Source organism: Rhodoferax sp. GT1R46 (assembly GCF_056521285.1).
This window is the reverse complement of sequence record NZ_JBWMBC010000007.1, coordinates 203,330-221,524: the sequence shown is the minus strand read 5'-3', so window position 1 is coordinate 221,524 and position 18,195 is coordinate 203,330. Positions and strand designations below refer to the sequence as shown.

Genomic DNA, 18,195 nt, shown 5'->3' with positions numbered 1-18,195 from the left:
AGTTTTTGATTTTACATTGCACACAATTTAATTGTGTGCAATAATTCAACCCATGCCACTCAAAGCACTTGACTCCACGCCCAACCCCGCCCTAATGCTGGACAACCAGCTGTGCTTCGCCCTGTACTCCACCTCATTGGCCATGACCAAGCTGTACAAACCCTTGCTGGACGCGCTGGGGCTGACCTATCCGCAATACCTAGTCATGCTGGTGCTGTGGGAACGCGATGGCCTGACCGTGTCCGCCCTGGGTGAGCGCCTGTACCTGGATTCGGGCACGTTGACGCCCCTGCTCAAGCGCATGGAGGCCGCTGGCTGGCTGGTCCGCCAACGCTCCCAAGAAGACGAACGACGCGTGGAAGTGCATCTGACTCCGGATGGCCGCTCGCTCAAGACCCAGGCCGCCCGCATACCCGGCTGCGTCGTTGAAGCCACGGGCTGCCCCATTCCGGACCTGATGGCCCTGACCCAGCAGGTGCAGGCGCTACGGGGACGCCTGGCCCCCTCCCGCTGATCCCATTTTTAAACCGCTGCATTGGCGCAGCACAACCCGAAGGAAGCTCCATGACAACCAAAATTGAAAAAGTGATTTACCAGGCCCACGCCAAGTCCACCGGTGGCCGCGACGGCACCACCCGCACTTCCGACGGCCTGCTGGACCTGAAGCTGGCCGTCCCCAAGGAAATGGGCGGCGCGGGCGGCGGCGTCAACCCGGAGCAGCTGTTTGCAGCAGGCTACAGCGCCTGCTTCATCGGCGCGATGAAGTTTGTGGCGGGCGTGCAGAAGATTGCATTGCCAGCAGACACCAGCATTGAAGCCACTGTAGGCATTGGCCAGATTCCCGCCGGCTTTGGCATTGAAGTGCAAATGGTCGTGAGCATTCCCGGCATGGAGCGCGCTGCGGCTGAAGCCCTGGTGGCAAAAGCCCACGAGGTGTGCCCCTACTCCAACGCGACCCGCGGCAACATTGAAGTCACCTTGACGGTTGCTTAAGTAGAAGCCACCCTGCTGTCGCCTGCGCGGCCAGCCCCGGTTGTCGGGGCTGGCCGTTTGCTTTATCGTGCTCTCCCATGAACACCACCGACTTCCTGGTCCGCAAAGACCAACTCGCCACCACCGCGTTGCGCACCACGCCCACCACTGCTTTGCCCGAGGGCCAGGTACGGGTCCGCATTGCGTCTTTCGCGCTCACCTCCAACAACATCACCTATGCAGCCATGGGCGACGCCATGCAGTACTGGCGTTTCTTCCCGGTGACTGATACGGGTAGTGACGGCGTCGCCTGGGGCCGCATTCCGGTGTGGGGGTTTGGGGTGGTCAGCGAATCCCGCCACCCGCAAGTGGCCGTGGGTGAACGCCTGTATGGCTACTTTCCCATGTCGTCCTCTGTGGACCTTGCGCCTGAGAGAATCTCGGCAACCGCGTTCTCGGACGCAGCGCCCCACCGCGCCGAATTGCACGCCGTCTACAACCAGTACACCCGCTGCGCCACTGACCCGTTCTACACCGCGGACACCGAAGACGTGCAGGCCTTGCTGCGCCCCTTGTTCATCACGTCCTGGCTGATTGACGATTTTCTGGCCGACAACGCCTTTTTTGGTGCAACCGCCATCCCCGGGCAGCGGGGTCTCATGCTGCTGTCAAGCGCTTCCAGCAAAACCGCTTATGGCACAGCCTTCCAGCTGGCCCAGCGTCCGGAGGTGGAGGTGGTGGGACTCACATCTCCGGGCAACGTAGCGTTTTGTGAAAGCCTGGGCTGTTACCACCGGGTGCTCACCTATGACCAGCTGGCACAGATAGATCCCAACGCACCCAGTGTCTATGTGGACTTTGCCGGCAACGCCGCATTTCGCAAAGCCCTGCACGCCCATTGCACCCAGCTCAAGTTCAGCAGCTCCATTGGCGCCACGCATGTGGCGGAAATGGGCGGCGCCAAAGATTTGGCTGGCCCCAAGGCCACCCTGTTCTTTGCGCCGGCACAAATCAAGAAACGCAGTGCCAAGTGGGGCCCCCAGGAGTTTGGCCAGCGGCTGGTGCACTCCTGGCAGGCCTTCATCGCCGAGGTATCCCACCCGGAACATCCATGGCTCACCGTGCAACACCACGCGGGCGAGCAAGCCGTTCAGGCCGCTTACCTGCAGGTTTTGGGAGGTCGGGGCGACCCGCGCGTGGGGCACATTCTTTCGCTGTAGTCAGCCGCGTGCGGCATGATGGGTCCTGAACCCATGAAAACTACGGAGTCACGATGAGACTGGCCCTCCTGTCCGATATACACGCCAACCTGCAGGCCCTGGATGCCTGCCTGGCCCACGCGCGTGCACAGCAAGCCCAACGGTTTGTCTTTTTGGGGGATATGGTCGGCTATGGCGCCGACCCGGTCGCGGTCGTGGAGCGCATTCAGCTGCTCACGGAAGAGGGAGCCATGGTGATCCAGGGCAACCACGATGCCATGGCCGTAAAGCCCCCGCCCGAGGTCAAAACGGTGGGCGACAGCACCGCGGCCTGGACCCACAACCAGCTCAACGAGTCCCACCGCGCATGGATGCAGGAGCTGCCGTTAACCCTGCAAAAAGACACGGTGCTCTTCGTCCACGCCAGCGCCAACGACCCCGAGCTCTGGCGCTATGTGTACGACGCGCGCGCAGCCACCGCCAGCATGGATGCCGCCAACGCCTGGCCCGGCGTGCACTACGTCTTTGGCGGCCATGTGCATATGCAAACACTCTACTACCGCGGCGCGGGCGGCGGCCTGATGCCGTTCAAACCCCAACCCGGTGTGGCGGTGCCTGTGCCCAAACACCGCCAATGGCTCGGTACCGTGGGTTCGGTCGGGCAGCCCCGTGATGGCAACACCCAGGCCATGTACACGCTCTTTGACACGGATCGCGCGCAGCTGACCTTTCACCGCGTTGCCTATGACCATTTCAGCGCGGCAAGCGCCATTCGCCGCGCAGGGCTGCCTCCCTTCTTTGCGGACCGCCTGGAGACCGGACGATGAAACTGCTGGAGCCCGGCGCCCTTCTGGATGGCTTCATCATTGAGGAGTGCATCCACTCCGGGGGCATGGCCCATATTTACCGGGTGCACTACGCCGACCGCACACGCAGTCCGGGCTTTGCGATGGCCATGAAGATTCCGCGCATGACCGCGGGTGACGGTGCTGAAAACATTGTCAGCTTCGAGATCGAGAGCCAGATCATGCAGGTGCTCACCGGCACCCACGTGCCCCGGTTCGTTGCTGCGGGCGACCTGGACCGGGTGCCGTATCTGGTGATGGAATACATCACTGGCAACACGCTGCAGCACTGGCTGGACGCCGAGCTGGCCCCGACTTTGGACGAGATTGCCCGGCTGGGCTCTGCCATGGCACACGCGGCCCATGCCCTGCACCAGCAAAACACGGTGCACCTGGACCTCAAACCCGCCAACGTGCTGTTCCGGCCAGACGGCAGCGCGGTGCTGCTGGACTTTGGCCTCTCCTGCCACGCCCATTACCCCGACCTGATGGCCGAGCAATTGCGCAAGGCCGTCGGCTCCCCGGCCTGGATTGCGCCGGAGCAAGTGGTGGGTATGCGCGGTGACCCGCGTAGCGACATTTTTGCCATCGGCGTCATGCTCTATCAGCTGTGCACCGGCCGCTTGCCTTTTGGCGAGCCGCAAACGGCCGCCGGCCTGCGCCAGCGCCTGTGGGTAGACCCGGTACCACCGCGCAAGCTGAAACCGGAGTTGCCCGAATGGCTGCAAGAGGTGGTGTTGCGCTGCCTGGAGCCCGAAGCAGCCCAGCGCTATCCCTCGGCTGCACACCTCGCCTTTGACCTGAGCCACCCCGAGCAGGTGCAAATCACCGAGCGCGGACGCAACGTCACCGGCACCCGGTTTCGTACCCACTTCAAGCGCTGGATCAAGGCAGCGGGCATGCACTACCAGCCCAGCCCGATTGCATCCCAGCAGATTGAAGAGGTGCCCATCGTCATGGTGGCCATACCCTACAAGGACGTGACGGACGCCACGCTCTACTCCCTGCGCCAGGCCGTGGCGCGCTCTCTGGGCACACGCCCCGGTGCGCGGCTGGCATGCGTGACGGTCATACCGTCAGGAATCAGCAGTACATCCGATGAAACGAAAAGTGAAACCAGTGTGCACCGCCGCCACCTGACCACCCTGCGGCAATGGGCGCAGCCGCTGGACTACCCGGGCCGCCAGACCTCCTGCCATGTACTCGAATCCGGCGACGTAGCCCAGGCCCTGCTGGACTACGCCGTGGGCAACCACGCCAGCGTGATCGTGATGGGCGCCGCCACCCACGGTCTCAAGACCCAGCGTTTTGTTGCCACCGTGCCAATCAAGGTGGCCATGGAGGCACCCTGCACCATCATCCTGGTCAAGCAGGCCCTGCCGTTTGAACGGCTGGGCGAAAAATCGCCCGGTGGATCAGGGCAGAGTGGTGGTTACTCGGATTCGGATTCGGATCAGCCCTCCGTGTACGGCGACGACCTGGGCCCGCTGGGCTAGTCTGCCTCCCCCTCTTGCGATAAAGGCCGACAATCGCGGCATGCCCCATGAACGCGATACCCCCCCGGCTGGCAACGGCCCATCCCGCCACCCTTTTGAAACCCTGACCCCCGACCAGGTGCTGGATGCCCTCGACACCGTGGGCCTGCGCGGCGACGGCCGCTTGACCGCCCTGTCGTCGTATGAGAACCGCGTCTACCAGGTGCAGCTGGAAGACGGCAGCGCCGTGGTGGCCAAGTTTTACCGCCCCGCACGCTGGAGCGACGCGCAGATTCAGGAAGAACACGACTTTGCCGCCGAGTTGATGGCCGCCGAGGTGCCCGCCGTCGGGCCCATGAAACTGCAGGGCGCTACGCTGCACCACTTTGGCGGCTTTGCGTTCAGCGTCAGCCCACGCCGCGGGGGCCGCCCCCCCGAGCTGGACGATGGCGAGGTGCTGGAATGGATTGGCCGGTTTCTGGCGCGCATCCACACCGTGGGTGCCAAGCGCCCCTTTGCCGTGCGCCCGACGCTGAACCTGGAATCTTTCGGTATGGAGTCCATGCAATGGCTGCTGGAGCACGACAAGGTGCCGCTGGATGTGCAGTCCACCTGGACCAAAGCCTGCCAGGGCGCTATTGATTTAGTAGCTGGTTACGCTGCGTTGACGGGGGCTACAGGCCTAAAAGATTCAAATAACTCTCAGGACGATGGCATTGCCAGCCTGCGCCTGCACGGCGACTGCCATCCCGGCAACATTCTGTGGACACCCACGGATGCCGCCGCCAGCGCGGGCCCCGGCCCGCATTTTGTGGATCTGGATGACGCCCGCATGGGCCCCGCCGTGCAGGACATGTGGATGTTGCTCAGTGGCGACCGCTCGCAGCGCACACGCCAGCTCGGCGCACTGGTGGATGGGTACGAGCAGTTTCGCAACTTCGACCGCCGCGAGCTGGCGCTGATCGAGCCGCTGCGCACGCTGCGCCTGATTCACTACAGCGCCTGGCTGGCCCGCCGCTGGGAGGACCCGACCTTCCCCGTCAACTTTCCATGGTTTGGCTCCAGCGACTACTGGAAGGGCCAGGTGCTGATGCTGGAGGAGCAGATGGAAGCGATGCAGGAAGAGCCGCTGGTGGTTTGAAGACGGGTATTGAAGAAACGCACTGGCGGTAGAGAATAGGAATGACTTGGCCAATACGAAATCAATTCGCAATTGCAGCTGTGGGCTCTTGCGCTTTGCACGTGGCGGTCTTTTTGCTTTTCAGCCACACCTCGGTTGAATACAGGGCATCCAGACTGCACAGCAGAGGAAGAATCGTAGCGGTGCCAACACAGCTATTGCACGTGATTCCTGTTTTGTCCAGCCTTGCGGTCAGCCAGCCCCATTCGGCCACACTGAACAACAAAGAACCGGAGCACACCCCACCAACAACGGTCGATACCGATCCAGAGCGTCCCGCCGCTGCAGATGACCCGGACTCCACTGTCTATCTGCCAACCGATCTCCTCGAAGTAGGACCCGTTGTTATTGAGGACATACCCGGCGATCCGCCCGAACTACAAGGGCGTAGCGAGTCCGGGACCATGGTTCTGACGCTATTGATTAACGCCAATGGCACGGTGGATCAGGTGATTGTTGAATCTTCCGACTTGCCAGACATCTTTGCCGAAGTAGCCCGCCGCGACTTTTTGACCACGCGCTTTAGCCCTGGCGTACGCAATGGCTTGCCGGTGCCTACAGAGATGCGAATCGAGCTAAGCACCGCTGCGCGAGATTGACAGTCCACCTCACCTTCCCCGCCAACTTGCCGTGGTTTAAAGTCCTTTCGTTGGAGAGGCTGCGGCACAGGCCAAGTCCCTCATTCTGCCAAATGCGCAGAAATCGGGGCGCGGCTTGTCCCGTGCCACAGCGGTTGTTTCGCCGCTACCTGCGTCAACGAACAAATTCTAGGCACCACCGTAATACTGGTTTCGACCAAGAGCAGCCATCCACGAGACTGCTCCATTGCAGTCGCACGCGCAGCATTTTCGACCTAATCGCCAGGGTGGCGAGAATGTTTGAATGCCACCTTGGTCTGTTGCGTCTTCTGATACGGGGACACGGGGTTTAGTGGTTGCATTTAGTGTGAAGCGATTGCCACCTGATTTGCGATGTCGTTTGCCAGTGCTAAACGCCACAGCCGGCTGGCGCGCGCAACAAATATGCCGCTGGAGATTCCATACAGCACGCTGAATGCCAGTGCAAAGTTGCTGTCCTGCGCGAGTGAAGGGTGCATCCCTATGCTCACGCCCACAGCGTACTTGGTGAAGAACATGCCCATGAACAGCGCCAGTGGTACCGCGCTGCCTGGAATGCTGAACTGACGGCCCACGGCGTCAAACTGGATTTCTGTTGAAGTCAGCATTCGGATGCATACCCCGAAGGCAACTGCTGCACCTGCGAGCCAAGCCACCAACGCCAGTGGCGTGTTACCGAAAGCCGATACCACGCCAAAAAGTGACAGCACCGTCATAGCCAGCGGGAGGACGGTCGCGCGATTCAGGCTCACGCGGCTAGGCAGCATTTGCTTCAGACCCAGCGAGAGCAGGGCAACAAACAAAACTAAAACCCATTTGGGTGTACTGGCAACTATGTGCATCAACATGGCGATTCCTTTTGGCGGGTGAGCGAATGGGTGATGCCCGAACTGTGCCAGCGCAGGTACTCCCGGTGAACCGGTTTGCGACGCAATGTGCCGAAACCACCGTCAAAGTGCGCTGTAACGGCGCCAAATGCAAAAGTAATAAGTCCCCGAATCGCTCCGCAACACACCAGACTGCGGTGGTCAGCTTGCTGCTGCCTTCGCGGGTACTCAAACTGTTTACTCGATGTCAGCCGTCCCATGGGCTGGAAACCCACTTTGGGCTCAGCTGCCGCAGACCGTCCGCCAGCAGGAGCTATCGACCAAGATCAGTCATACAGAAGTTCCCCCCAAAGCAGACGGTCATCTCCTTGTTGGGAGGAAAAAACCAGATTTGCTAAAGTAATCTGTCCGGTCTATGCTGGTGCAGAACACTAGCCATCCAGCCAATCGCGGTCAATTGATATGCATGGTGGATCTTGACTAAGGGAATGCTCATGTCGCAAAAAAATGCTTCTATTTACAGCACGGTTGTGGATTTTCAAGAATCAAGATGCGACGTGAGCAACTCCCGTCGAGTTTTGCTTGGAATGTGGTCAGTGGCCGCTTTAAATTGGGCATTGTCTCCAGTTGCTGCATTTGCAAATGACTTACCTCCGTCGTTATCTGGGGCTGTATCAAAAATTGTGGCGACGAATGGAATTCGCATGCATTACGTTGAACAGGGGAAGGGGCCGCTTGTACTGCTATGCCACGGATTCCCTGAATGTTGGTATTCGTGGCGGCACCAAATTACTGTGTTGTCTGCGGCAGGCTATCGTGTTGTTGCACCAGACCTTAGAGGTTATGGAAAGACTGATAGCCCCAAGGGCGTGGAGAGTTATACGATCGTGGAGATCGTCAACGATTTGATTGGCCTGCTTGACACGTTGGGCGAGAAATCGGCTGTGATTGTTGGGCATGATTTTGGTGCCGTTGTGTCTTGGAATGCGGCTTTGTTACATCCTGACAAGTTCAAAGCTGTGGCGGCTTTGAGCGTTCCCTATTCGCCCCGCCGCGAGGATGCCCCCATTGCAACTTTTCAGAAATTCGCCAAGAACAACTTTTTTTACATTCTCTACTTTCAGGAAACTGGTGCCGCTGATGAAGAGTTGAATAGCCAAGTTGAAAAGGGCTTACGTTCGTTTTACTACTCTGCCTCCTACGAAAGTGAATTAGCTCGTTCGCAATTTCGACCTCCATCAAGAGCAACTAAGCTGCTTGAAACTTTAGTTGATCCAGGTAAACCGCCGTCTTGGCTAAGTCAATCCGATTTGACGTATTACGTGACCGAGTTCAGTCGGCATGGGTTTACTGGGCCATTGAATTGGTACAGAAATTTAGATAGGAATTGGGAATTAATGGCTCAATTCAAGGACGCGAAAATCCAGGTCCCAACAGTTTTTATATCTGGTGAGCGTGACCCTGTGCGCTTCCAGACAAAGCGTAACTTCGATGAACTGCCTTTGAACGTTCCAAAGCTGACAAAAACTGTTCTGATTCCTGAGTGTGGGCACTGGACGCAACAAGAAAAACCAGCCCAAGTCAACGCAGCTCTATTGGAGTTCTTGAGAGTTGTCACTGCTACTACATGAGTTTGCCAAGTGCCCACTATCGGGAATACTCTCACTCCCAATTCATTTCACGGTAAACCGGCGTCAAGTCGACAATGGTCCATTTGTGCATGAGTCGGAGAATATCCGGTTGGAGTAATCGCAAGCCAGCCACGGAACCAAAGCGAATTAATTGATGGTGATGGTCTGCTTTTCCGAATCCCCGCAGACCGCTTTGGGCCCAAACGAGACAACCAATAGCCACCTGACTAGTCAGGAAAGTACATCGTAAAAAATAGAAACAATGAGCCCAGTAAACACACGCCAACCAAACCTAAACCTCATCGGCTCCGGCCGCGTCGGACAAGCTCTGGCGCGGCTATGGCAACTGCAACAAACCTTCACAATTCAGGACGTCCTGACCACATCACTGTCCACTGCGCAATCAGCGGTTGGTGTCATCGGCGCAGGACAAGCAGTGGATCAACTGCACGCCATGCGCAATGCCGATGTGTGGATGCTGGCCGTGCCCGACGCCCAAGTGGCCGCTGCGGCCCAGTCGCTGGCCGATCAGTTCAAAGATGCACCGCCTGCCATCGCCTTCCACTGCAGTGGCGCGCTGAGTGCCGCTGCGCTGGCGCCACTGGCTGCGCTGGGCTGGCAGGTGGCCAGCGCGCATTGCATTTTGAGTTTTGCCGCCGTCACCACGGCGATTGCGCAGTTTCCCGGCACGCCGTGCGCGCTGGAAGGTGACGCAACGGCCTGCGCCGCGCTGCGCCCGGCGTTTACCGCCATTGGCGCGCGCTGTTTTGATGTGGCCAGTGCCGACAAATTGCTGTACCACGCCGCAGCCGTGTTTGCCACCAACTTTTTACCGGTTCTGCAGTCGGTTGCCGAGGACTTGTGGCGCAACACGGGTGTGCCTGCGGAGTTGATTCCGCCGCTGCGGGCCTCATTGCTGCGCAATGCGGTTGCCAACATCACCGCACTCGGCCCCAAGGCCGCATTGACCGGCCCGGCCGCCCGGGGCGACACAGAGGCCATTGCGCGACAAGGTGCAGCCGTCAGCGCCTGGGACCCGCAGACGGGCGCGGCCTACGAGGCCCTCAGCGCCTTGGCCTTGCGAATGGCCAGGTAGTTTTGCCAGACAAAGCCGATGAGTGATAGCACCACCACAGCGGCCAGCAGGTCCTGAAACGGCTGGTTCTCGGCAAAGTCCAACGCGTCATTCACCAGGTTGTAGACGGTAGCGGCCAGCAACAAGGCCACGGCACGCAAGCTCCAGGCAGTGGGCCGCAAATGCGCGGGGCCCATGCGCAAGAGCAAGCCGTGGCCCAACATGCCTGCCAGCAAGCCCAGGCTCATGCCAACTGCCACATCCCCCGGCCAATGTGCGCCCACGGCAATGCGCGACAAACCGGCACCAGCAGCCAGTACAAACAGCCACAGGTGCCAGGCTCTGCCTTTGGCGGGCAACGCGAAGTACAAAGCGGTCGCCACTGCAAAAGCAGTCAGGGTATGGCCCGAGGGCATGGACACGTTGTGCAGGGTCTCACCCACAATGCGCATCTGCGCGTTGTCCACCGCCGCCGCGGGCCGGGGGCTCTCTATGAAGCCCTTGCCGATGCGGGCAAACGCAATGGCGAACGGCGCAGCACACAGCCAAGCCCACATGAGGCGGGGTGCCAGCACCAGCAGCGGGGCGGTGACGCCCAGCACACCCCAGCCATTGCCCAAGAGCGAAAGTCCGGTCCACACCGGCGCAGCCACGGGCGCACACAGCGTGTTGATTGCAACAAACAGGGCGGGCTCAACCCAGTGCAGCCACAGCGGGGCGGTCAGCACGAACAGCAGCACCGGCAACAACCACATGCGCACCGTGAACACCGTGAAATAGGTCTTTAACCGGGACATCAGGGGCTTGCTTTCAAATGGGGTTTCGGATCACCCGACCAGTTGCTGCACGCATAAAACCGAAACGTGGCAATGGTGGCACCCAGGCGGTGCACATCTTGCGTATCGAGCAGGCGGCAGTCCGAAAAACCATGCACGCCCAGGGGCACTTCATATGCCAGTTGTGACCAGTCCACGAGCAGCGTGTTGCCTTCTGGCGGCAGGTCGCCGGCCCACAGGTCGAACTGGTCAAACCGGTCTTCCAGCACGTGCACCGGCAAAGGCCGTGCGTACCAGCCCAGACGGCTGGCCAGTGTCCAGTTTTGCACGCTCACACTCTGCAGACCTTGCTGCGCCGCGAGGGCACGGGCACGCGCACCGGCGGCGTCCCAGCCATGCAAATCGGCAAACGGATTGGACGGTGCTTGGGTATTGCCCTGGCCACTGGCACTGGTGACAAAGGGCACGCCGGCCGTGAGCATCAGCCCCAGCAGGCCCACGCTCACCACGCCCTGCGCGATGGCCAAAGCCAGCACGACTGCGCGGCGCCCCTGGCGCCAAGTGCGCGCCAGCGCAATGCCGACAAACGGTGCCAGCGCCACCCAGGCGGGTGCCGTCCAATGGGGCAAGCTGGTGCCGCCGCCCGACAGGGCCGCCATCACCATAAACGGCACCACAAAGAACAGCCGCAACGATTTTTGCAGCCCGCCTACCCAGCCCCACAACAGCAAGGGTCCATACACCAGCAGTTGGGTCAACAAGAACCGCAGCAGGTGCTGCACTTGCCAGCCGCCACCCGCGCCGTGCTCGGCCTGGTAGGTGAAGGAGATCCAGTGGTTCTGGTAGTTCCACACGGCCACCGGTGCCACCAGCACCAGCGCAATCAGCACTGCCAGCCACAACCAGGGGGTACGCAGCACACGCATGCCGTGCGCCATGATCAAGCACAGCGCCACGGCCACCGCCGCCAGAATGGCCGTGTATTTGCTCAGGCCCGCCAGCCCCAACGCCACGCCCAATGCCACCCAGAGCCACGGGCGCTGCAAGGCCGACGCATCCATCAACTCCCGTGTGAGCCACATCAGCGCCACCGTGAAAAACATGAGCAGGGTGTCGGGTAGCAAGCCAATACCCAGCACATGCAGCAAGGGTGCCAATGCCAGGGTCAGCACGGCCCAGAAGCCGGCATTGCCACCCGCGCCAGCGCCGCGATCGGCAGACGCTTCATCACCCTGCAGTCGCTCGGCCAATGCGTGCACCAGCACAGCCGTACCCAGCCACAGCAACTCGGGTACCAGCCGCAAAACCGCCGTGGGTGCGTTCAGAGCCACCAGCGGCCACTGCACCCAACCCACCAGTGGCGGGTGGTCAAAATAGCTCAGCGCAGGGTGTACCGCGTACAAGGCATAGTGCGCCTCGTCCACCGACAGACCGACGAACGCACCCAGACAAAAATGGATAACGAGCACCACCGCCAGCAGGAAGCGGACGTTGCCGGGAATAGCAAAAGAGGTAGGGAACGAGTGCAAGGGGAAACTGTTACCAAATGAAAACCCCCGCAGTCTAAACTGCGGCACACTAAGGAAAGCCTGCCATGCCTGAATTCGCCACCATCGACCCGCGCCTGTGCCCCCTGTGCCAGCAAAGCAACCAGTGCGCCAATGAAATCGAGCGGGAAACCGGCATCAAGCAGCCGCCCTGCTGGTGCACCACCGCCACGTTTGACAGTGCGCTGCTGGAGCGCATTCCGCCAGAGGCGCGCAACATGGCCTGCGTTTGCGCGCGCTGTGCCGCGCCGATAATTTAGACCACCCATTCACAACCAACCACCCCAAAAAGGATTGCCATGCCGACTTACCACATTGAAATGCTCGAAGGCCGCACCCTGGAACAGAAGAAAAAGCTGGTTGAAGAAATCACCCGCGTCAGTGTGGAAGTGCTGGGCGGCTCGCCCGACTCAGTCGACATCCTGATTGTTGACGTCAAACGCGAAAACTGGTCCACCGGCGGCAGGCTCTGGACCGAGCCACGCGAATAAACAATGGCCCCGTTGCGCACATAACCTTGCAAACAACAGGGTAAACTGTTATCCCATGTGCCAACTTCTCGGAATGAACAGCCACCTGCCGGCCAGCCTCACGCTGAGCTTCACCGGGTTTTCACAACGCGGAGGGTGTACCGACCACCACTCCGACGGCTGGGGCATTGCCTTCTTTGGTGCCGATGGTGGCTTGCCCGGCAAGGGCGTTCGTTGCTACCTGGATAGCGAAAGCGCCGCCACCTCACCCGTGGCCAAGATGCTGTGCAGCCACCCCATCAAGAGCCACAATGTGGTGGCCCATGTGCGCAAGGCTACCGTGGGCGCCATCACACTGGAGAACAGTCACCCCTTTGTGCGCGAACTCTGGGGCCGCTATTGGGTGTTTGCACACAACGGTGACCTGAAAAACTTCAACCCACGCTTGCATGGCAGTTTTCACCCCGTGGGCAACACCGACAGCGAGTTGGCCTTCTGCTGGTTGCTGCAGGAGTTAGCCAAATCGCACGCCACTGTGCCCAGCGTGGAAGAGCTCACCCTCACCTTGCACGAGCTGGTTCCGCAGATCGCCCGGCACGGCACCTTCAATTTTTTGCTGAGCAACGGTCAGGCCATGTGGGCCCACTGCAGCACCAAGCTGCACTACCTGTTGCGCCAACACCCGTTTTGCAAAGTGCAACTCAAGGATGACGATGTACGCGTCAATCTGGCCGAACTCAATGGGCCCGAAGACCGTCTAGCCATCGTCGTCACCGAGCCGCTGACCACCAATGAAACCTGGATTGCGTTTCAACCCGGCGAGTTCAAGGTGTTTGTCGATGGCATACCGATACCGGATCGGCGCGCTACCGTGCGCGTGCCTGAGCCGTCTCTAGCGCATCCATAAACATCGCGGCCACATCAAAGCCGGTCTGGTCGGTAATTTCCTGAAAACAGGTCGGGCTGGTCACGTTGATTTCGGTCAGGCTGCTTCCAATAATATCCAGCCCCACCAGCAGCAGACCGCGCGCAGCCAGCACCGGGCCCAAGGCCTCGGCCGTTGCCCGGTCGGAATCGTTCAGCGGCTGAGCAACCCCCTTGCCACCGGCAGCCAGGTTGCCCCGCACTTCGCTTCCCTGGGGAATACGCGCCAGGCAGAACGGCACGGGTTTGCCGCCGATCACCAATACGCGCTTGTCGCCATCCACGATCTCTGGCAAAAACTTTTGCACCATCAGGCTTTGCGCCCCGTGCCGATTGAGTGTTTCGGTGATCGAGCCCAGGTTCAGCCCATCCGGGCCGACGCGAAAGATACCCATGCCGCCCATGCCATCCAGCGGCTTGAGGATGATGTCTCGATGTTCGGCATGGAAGCGTTTGATGTCCTCGGGGTCCCGGGTGACCAGTGTCGGGCCGATGAACTGTGGAAACTCCATGATGGCGAGTTTCTCGGGGTGGTCACGCAGGGCGCTCGGTTTGTTGAAGACGCGGGCGCCTTCGCGCTCGGCCTGCTCCAACAGGTGCGTGGCGTAGAAATACTCGCTGTCGAACGGGGGATCCTTGCGCATCAGGATGGCATCGAACTCCTTCAGTGCCACTGCGCGCGTGCCGCGTTCCTCGAACCAGTCCTGCGCATCACCGGTCAAAGTGATGTCGCGCACATGGGCCATCACCTTGGCGCCGCGCTGCCACATGAGGTCCTGCTGTTCGCAGGCGCTGATGCGGTGTCCGCGCTTGTGCGCTTCGCGCATCATGGCAAAGGTGGTGTCCTTGTAAATCTTGAACGATGCGAGGGGGTCAGCAATAAAAAGAATGTCCATGGGATCCAGCCAAAGTAAATGTTAAAAAATGCCAGCGCTACTGCGCAGAAAGCCAATGGATAAACGGGGTCTTCGTCAGACGGAATTCCGCATCAGTGAACTGCGTCCAAGGTGCTGCACCAGCAGCGCCGCGGCCAGCGCCAGGGGAATGCGGTTCATCACGCGCTCGAACCAGCCGGTCCAGCCTGCCAGGGTGATCAGTGCGGCGCACACCAAGAAAGCACCGATGGCCTCGTTGATGGAAATACCACCCACGGCACCGGCACGGGCCAGAACGGCGGCCCCGGGCGTGCTCCAAGCCACCAGTACCGCGACGAAACCGGCGGTAAAAGCGGATAGGCTGAGGTCTTTGAAAAAATGCATGCGGGCCATTGTGACACCGCAGGCAAAACACGGCATGACCGGCTTATATTTCGATTTTGGAGCCCAGCTCCACAACCGAGTTGCTGGGCAAGTTCAGGAAGGCGGCAGCGCCGCTGGCGTTGTGGTGCATCTGCGCAAACAGCTTCTCGCGCCACTGCGCCATACCGGCTCCAATGGTGGGCACCACGGTGTCGCGCGACAGGAAGTAGCTGGTGGTCATGGGGTTGAGGTCGCACCCACGCTGCTTGATTTGCTGCAATGCCTTGGGCAAATCCGGATCATTCTTGAAGCCGTAGTGAATGACGACCTGCCAGCAGTCGTGACCCAGAGAGTCGATCTCCAGCCGCTTGTCCAAACCAATCCATGGCACTTCATGGTTGCGCACGGTGACGAACAGGTTGTTGGCGTGCAGCACCTTGTTGTGTTTGAGGTTATGCAGCAAGGCGTTGGGTACAGTGCCGACTTCAGCCGTCAGAAACACGGCGGTGCCCTCGACGCGTCCGGGTGGGCTGACAAACACGGCTTCCAGAAAACTGGGCAAATCAATGGCGTCGGAACGCAGCTTTTCGTTGAGCAATCGACGCCCGTCTTTCCAGGTAATCATCAGGGTGAAGATGCCGCCACCAATCAGGAGGGGAAACCATCCGCCATCAAAAAGCTTGAGCAGGTTGGAGGCCCAGAAGGCGAAGTCCACAATGAAGAAGAACCCGGTCGCGGCAATGCACAGAGCCAGGTTGTACTTCCAGCCATAGCGAATCACGTAGAAGGTCAGCACCGTCGTGATCAGCATGTCGGTGCACACCGCAATGCCGTAGGCCCCTGCCAGATTGCTGGATGACTTGAACATCACCACCGCCAAAACGATGCAAACAAACAGCCCCCAGTTGACAAAGGGCAAATAGATTTGACCGGTGTCTTTCACGCTGGTATGCATCACCTGCAGGCGAGGCAGATAGCCCAGCTGAATGACCTGCTTGGTGACGGAGAAAGCCCCGGAAATAAGGGCCTGCGAGGCAATCACGGTGGCCATGGTGGCCAGACACACCAAAGGCACCAAAGCCCAGTCAGGTGCCATCAGGAAGAAGGGGTTTTTAACGGCAGCAGGGTTGTCCAGCAGCAGTGCCCCCTGGCCAAAATAGTTGAGCGTGAGCGCGGGCATCACGATCGCAAACCAGGCCAGACGAATCGGCTTCTTGCCAAAATGCCCCAGGTCGGCGTAAAGCGCTTCGCCGCCGGTTACGCAAAGCACCACAGCGCCCAGAATAATGAAGGTGATACCTGGCTGGTTCCACATGAAAACCAGTGCGTAGTACGGGCTGATGGCTTTTAAAATACTCGGGTTGTCGGCAATGTGCACCACACCCAGCAGGGCAATGGAGGCGAACCACACCAGCGTGATGGGCCCGAAGAACTTGCCGATGCCGGTGGTGCCGCGTTTTTGCACCATGAACAAGCCCAGCAAGATCACCAGCGTGATCGGGATCACAAAGCGGTGCAGGGCAGGCGATATGACTTCCATACCCTCGACCGCCGAGAGCACGGAAATGGCCGGCGTGATGACGCCATCGCCATAGAAGAGACAGGTTCCAAAAATACCGACCAGCAGCAGCACCCGGCGCAACTGGGGTTTGTCTTTGACCGACTGGGATGCCAGCGCCAGCATGGCCACCAGTCCACCTTCGCCATGGTTGTCGGCGCGCAGCACCAGCACCACGTACTTCAGGGAAACAATGACCGTCAACGTCCAGAAAAAGATGGACAGGACGCCATACACATTCTCTGGGGTGAAGGGAACGTGGCCGGAACCAAACACCTCCTTGACGGCATAAAGGACACTGGTGCCGATGTCTCCGTAAACAACGCCGATGGCGCCAACGGTGAGCGCCGTAAGAGACGATTTGGATGCTGCCACAAGTTCACCCTACCCCGGTTCGAGGCGGGTTCCATTCCATTTGGGATTGCTATTTTGCGCCAGCCGGCCCATCTTGCAAGCGCAATCGGGACCAATCAGCGGGAATTTGACTGCATGTTGCAATGCAGCAACTGCAGCATTGGATCGCTTGCCCTAATCGTACTGCTCCGCCTCCGGATCGGTCGCTTCCAGTTCGTAGCTGGCCGCCAGCATCGCGAGCCGGGCAATCACGCCATACATGTAGAAACGGTTCGGGGCACTGGCGCCGGGCCGGATGCCGGGCTGAGGTAAGTGCGTACTCTCAGCAAACGCCAATGGAACATAGCTTGAGCCAGGTGCATTGAGGTTTTCGTCCACTTTGCGCTCGGCATGTACCCGGTAGAAACCGCCCACCACGTAACGGTCCATCAGGTAGACCACGGGCTCGGCGACCGCATCGTGCATGCGTTCGTTGGTCAGCACCCCTTCCTGAAGAATGATGTCGTGCACCTGGGCGGCCATTTTTGTCGCGCCTGCCGCTTTGCCGACCGGTTTGGGACGCAGGGAGTCGAGTTCCTTCACGTCACGCACCGTCATGATGCCCATGCCGTTGCTGCTGTTGTCGGCCTTGACCACGACAAAGGGCTTCTCCTTGATGCCGTATTCCTTGTACTTCTTTTTGATTTTGGCCAGCAGCGCGCTCACTGCACTGGTGAGCTTCTGCATATCCGCCTCGCTGGCGAAGTCCACCGTGCCGCATTTCTCGAACATCGGGTTGATCAGCCAGTGGTCCACGCCAATCAGTTTGCCAAAACGCTTGGAGACCTCTTCGTAGCACTTGAAATGAATGCTGTTGCGCCGGGAGGTCCAACCCGCATGCAACGGGGGCAACAGGTACTGCTCGTGCAGGTCTTCCAGAATGCCGGGCACGCCCGTGCTCAGGTCGTTGTTGAGCAGAATGGTGCAGGGGTCGAAGTCCTTGACGCCGAGACGGCCCTTGGTGCGAATCACCGGCTCCAGCGTGATGCTCTCACCGTTGGGCAGTTCAATGACGGTGGATTTTTTGACGTCCGGGCTGATGGAGCCAATGCGCACGTTGAGCCCCGCCATATGGAAGATGCGCCGCAATTGCGCCAGGTTGCTCAGATAGAAGGTGTTGCTCGGCTTGTTCTGCGGCACCACCAGCAGGTTCCGGGCCTCCGGGCAGATTTTTTCGATCGCGGCCATGGCTGCCTGCACCGCCAGGGGCAGCATGGCAGGCGTCAGGTTTTGCCAGCCGTCGGGGTACAGATTGGTGTCGACGGGTGCCAGCTTGAAGCCCGCGTTGCGAATATCCACGGAACTGTAGAACGGCGGGGTGTGCTCCATCCACTCCAGGCGAAACCAGCGCTCGATGGCGGGCATCGAATCCAGAATGCGCTGTTCGAGTTCATTGATGGGGCCGGTCAGGGCAGTAACGAGATGTGGAACCATACGGCCTTATTGGAGAGGTAATGTGATCAATACA

At 59.9% G+C, this 18,195-nt stretch carries 18 protein-coding genes and 1 pseudogene; 12 read left to right on the top strand and 7 right to left on the bottom strand.

All coding sequences use genetic code 11. From position 1 onward, the window contains the following. Positions 1 to 52 precede the first annotated feature (52 nt). The 7 genes from AC097W_RS15960 (at position 53) to AC097W_RS15930 (ending at position 6,270) form a co-directional block, all read left to right on the top strand. On the top strand, positions 53 to 514 hold the full coding sequence (locus AC097W_RS15960) for a MarR family winged helix-turn-helix transcriptional regulator (protein WP_479603608.1): 462 nt from the start codon (positions 53 to 55) through the stop codon (positions 512 to 514). Positions 515 to 564: 50 nt separating this feature from the next. After that, positions 565 to 993 carry an organic hydroperoxide resistance protein gene (locus AC097W_RS15955; RefSeq protein WP_479603607.1) on the top strand — a complete coding sequence of 143 codons (429 nt, stop codon included), beginning with the start codon at positions 565 to 567 and terminating at the stop codon, positions 991 to 993. A gap of 77 nt (positions 994 to 1,070) precedes the next feature. Further along, positions 1,071 to 2,192, top strand: a complete 1,122-nt coding sequence (locus AC097W_RS15950; RefSeq protein ID WP_479603606.1) for a DUF2855 family protein — start codon at positions 1,071 to 1,073, stop codon at positions 2,190 to 2,192. A gap of 53 nt (positions 2,193 to 2,245) precedes the next feature. Continuing rightward, a complete protein-coding gene (locus AC097W_RS15945) occupies positions 2,246 to 2,998 on the top strand; it encodes a metallophosphoesterase family protein (protein WP_479603605.1) in 753 nt (250 codons plus the stop codon). Then, positions 2,995 to 4,512, top strand: coding sequence for a protein kinase domain-containing protein (locus tag AC097W_RS15940; RefSeq protein WP_479603604.1), 1,518 nt, complete (start codon positions 2,995 to 2,997; stop codon positions 4,510 to 4,512). Before AC097W_RS15945 ends, AC097W_RS15940 begins: the two co-directional genes overlap by 4 nt. Positions 4,513 to 4,552: 40 nt before the next feature. Then, on the top strand, positions 4,553 to 5,632 hold the full coding sequence (locus tag AC097W_RS15935) for a serine/threonine protein kinase (protein WP_479603603.1): 1,080 nt from the start codon (positions 4,553 to 4,555) through the stop codon (positions 5,630 to 5,632). 182 nt (positions 5,633 to 5,814) lie between these two features. Continuing rightward, entirely contained in the window at positions 5,815 to 6,270 is a 456-nt protein-coding gene (locus AC097W_RS15930; RefSeq protein ID WP_479603602.1) for an energy transducer TonB, read from the top strand. Between the two features lie 341 nt (positions 6,271 to 6,611). Here the strand turns inward: AC097W_RS15930 and AC097W_RS15925 are convergent, their stop codons facing one another. Beyond that, positions 6,612 to 7,136 (bottom strand): DUF6622 family protein, encoded by a 525-nt coding sequence (locus tag AC097W_RS15925; protein WP_479603601.1) that lies wholly within the window; start codon positions 7,134 to 7,136, stop codon positions 6,612 to 6,614. Between the two features lie 473 nt (positions 7,137 to 7,609). Here AC097W_RS15925 and AC097W_RS15920 point away from each other — a divergent pair, with 473 nt between their 5' ends. Beyond that, positions 7,610 to 8,746: an alpha/beta fold hydrolase gene (locus tag AC097W_RS15920; protein ID WP_479603600.1), complete on the top strand. Its 1,137-nt coding sequence runs from the start codon at positions 7,610 to 7,612 to the stop codon at positions 8,744 to 8,746. A gap of 262 nt (positions 8,747 to 9,008) precedes the next feature. After that, positions 9,009 to 9,842: a Rossmann-like and DUF2520 domain-containing protein gene (locus AC097W_RS15915; protein WP_479603599.1), complete on the top strand. Its 834-nt coding sequence runs from the start codon at positions 9,009 to 9,011 to the stop codon at positions 9,840 to 9,842. On the opposite strand, the gene AC097W_RS15910 is transcribed toward AC097W_RS15915, so the two are convergent. Both AC097W_RS15910 and AC097W_RS15905 read right to left on the bottom strand, forming a co-directional pair. Further along, a complete protein-coding gene (locus tag AC097W_RS15910) occupies positions 9,800 to 10,618 on the bottom strand; it encodes a phosphatase PAP2 family protein (RefSeq protein ID WP_479603598.1) in 819 nt (272 codons plus the stop codon). The genes AC097W_RS15915 and AC097W_RS15910 overlap by 43 nt on opposite strands. Continuing rightward, complete coding sequence (locus tag AC097W_RS15905; RefSeq protein ID WP_479603597.1) at positions 10,618 to 12,126, bottom strand: ArnT family glycosyltransferase; 1,509 nt, start codon at positions 12,124 to 12,126, stop codon at positions 10,618 to 10,620. Before AC097W_RS15905 ends, AC097W_RS15910 begins: the two co-directional genes overlap by 1 nt. Positions 12,127 to 12,191: 65 nt before the next feature. Here AC097W_RS15905 and AC097W_RS15900 point away from each other — a divergent pair, with 65 nt between their 5' ends. Genes AC097W_RS15900 through AC097W_RS15890 form a run of 3 tightly spaced genes read left to right on the top strand, consistent with a single transcriptional unit; the run spans position 12,192 to position 13,521 of the window. Next, entirely contained in the window at positions 12,192 to 12,404 is a 213-nt protein-coding gene (locus AC097W_RS15900; protein WP_479603596.1) for a cysteine-rich CWC family protein, read from the top strand. A gap of 39 nt (positions 12,405 to 12,443) precedes the next feature. Beyond that, on the top strand, positions 12,444 to 12,635 hold the full coding sequence (locus AC097W_RS15895) for a 4-oxalocrotonate tautomerase (protein WP_479603595.1): 192 nt from the start codon (positions 12,444 to 12,446) through the stop codon (positions 12,633 to 12,635). Between the two features lie 55 nt (positions 12,636 to 12,690). Beyond that, positions 12,691 to 13,521 carry a class II glutamine amidotransferase gene (locus AC097W_RS15890; RefSeq protein ID WP_479603594.1) on the top strand — a complete coding sequence of 277 codons (831 nt, stop codon included), beginning with the start codon at positions 12,691 to 12,693 and terminating at the stop codon, positions 13,519 to 13,521. Here AC097W_RS15890 and gshB read toward each other — a convergent pair. From gshB to gshA, 4 genes and pseudogenes are all read right to left on the bottom strand, one after another. Next, entirely contained in the window at positions 13,481 to 14,434 is a 954-nt protein-coding gene (gene gshB, locus AC097W_RS15885) for a glutathione synthase (protein WP_479603593.1), read from the bottom strand. The genes AC097W_RS15890 and gshB overlap by 41 nt on opposite strands. A gap of 102 nt (positions 14,435 to 14,536) precedes the next feature. Further along, positions 14,537 to 14,797, bottom strand: a pseudogene (locus AC097W_RS15880) (benzoate/H(+) symporter BenE family transporter); the annotation flags it as partial. A gap of 43 nt (positions 14,798 to 14,840) precedes the next feature. Further along, entirely contained in the window at positions 14,841 to 16,709 is a 1,869-nt protein-coding gene (locus AC097W_RS15875; RefSeq protein ID WP_479603592.1) for a potassium transporter Kup, read from the bottom strand. Positions 16,710 to 16,862: 153 nt separating this feature from the next. Continuing rightward, a complete protein-coding gene (gene gshA, locus AC097W_RS15870) occupies positions 16,863 to 18,161 on the bottom strand; it encodes a glutamate--cysteine ligase (RefSeq protein WP_479603591.1) in 1,299 nt (432 codons plus the stop codon). Positions 18,162 to 18,195 lie beyond the last annotated feature (34 nt).

What these genes read in the sequence shown, in the direction of transcription:
- AC097W_RS15920 (WP_479603600.1), top strand. Translation starts at nt 7,610, where the DNA reads ATGTCGCAAAAAAATGCTTCTATTTACAGCACGGTTGTGGATTTTCAA.
- AC097W_RS15945 (WP_479603605.1), top strand. Translation starts at nt 2,246, where the DNA reads ATGAGACTGGCCCTCCTGTCCGATATACACGCCAACCTGCAGGCCCTG.
- AC097W_RS15940 (WP_479603604.1), top strand. Translation starts at nt 2,995, where the DNA reads ATGAAACTGCTGGAGCCCGGCGCCCTTCTGGATGGCTTCATCATTGAG.
- gshB (WP_479603593.1), bottom strand. Translation starts at nt 14,434, where the DNA reads ATGGACATTCTTTTTATTGCTGACCCCCTCGCATCGTTCAAGATTTAC.
- AC097W_RS15910 (WP_479603598.1), bottom strand. Translation starts at nt 10,618, where the DNA reads ATGTCCCGGTTAAAGACCTATTTCACGGTGTTCACGGTGCGCATGTGG.
- AC097W_RS15955 (WP_479603607.1), top strand. Translation starts at nt 565, where the DNA reads ATGACAACCAAAATTGAAAAAGTGATTTACCAGGCCCACGCCAAGTCC.
- AC097W_RS15895 (WP_479603595.1), top strand. Translation starts at nt 12,444, where the DNA reads ATGCCGACTTACCACATTGAAATGCTCGAAGGCCGCACCCTGGAACAG.
- AC097W_RS15950 (WP_479603606.1), top strand. Translation starts at nt 1,071, where the DNA reads ATGAACACCACCGACTTCCTGGTCCGCAAAGACCAACTCGCCACCACC.
- AC097W_RS15900 (WP_479603596.1), top strand. Translation starts at nt 12,192, where the DNA reads ATGCCTGAATTCGCCACCATCGACCCGCGCCTGTGCCCCCTGTGCCAG.
- AC097W_RS15890 (WP_479603594.1), top strand. Translation starts at nt 12,691, where the DNA reads ATGTGCCAACTTCTCGGAATGAACAGCCACCTGCCGGCCAGCCTCACG.
- AC097W_RS15960 (WP_479603608.1), top strand. Translation starts at nt 53, where the DNA reads ATGCCACTCAAAGCACTTGACTCCACGCCCAACCCCGCCCTAATGCTG.
- AC097W_RS15935 (WP_479603603.1), top strand. Translation starts at nt 4,553, where the DNA reads ATGCCCCATGAACGCGATACCCCCCCGGCTGGCAACGGCCCATCCCGC.
- AC097W_RS15915 (WP_479603599.1), top strand. Translation starts at nt 9,009, where the DNA reads ATGAGCCCAGTAAACACACGCCAACCAAACCTAAACCTCATCGGCTCC.
- AC097W_RS15925 (WP_479603601.1), bottom strand. Translation starts at nt 7,136, where the DNA reads ATGTTGATGCACATAGTTGCCAGTACACCCAAATGGGTTTTAGTTTTG.
- gshA (WP_479603591.1), bottom strand. Translation starts at nt 18,161, where the DNA reads ATGGTTCCACATCTCGTTACTGCCCTGACCGGCCCCATCAATGAACTC.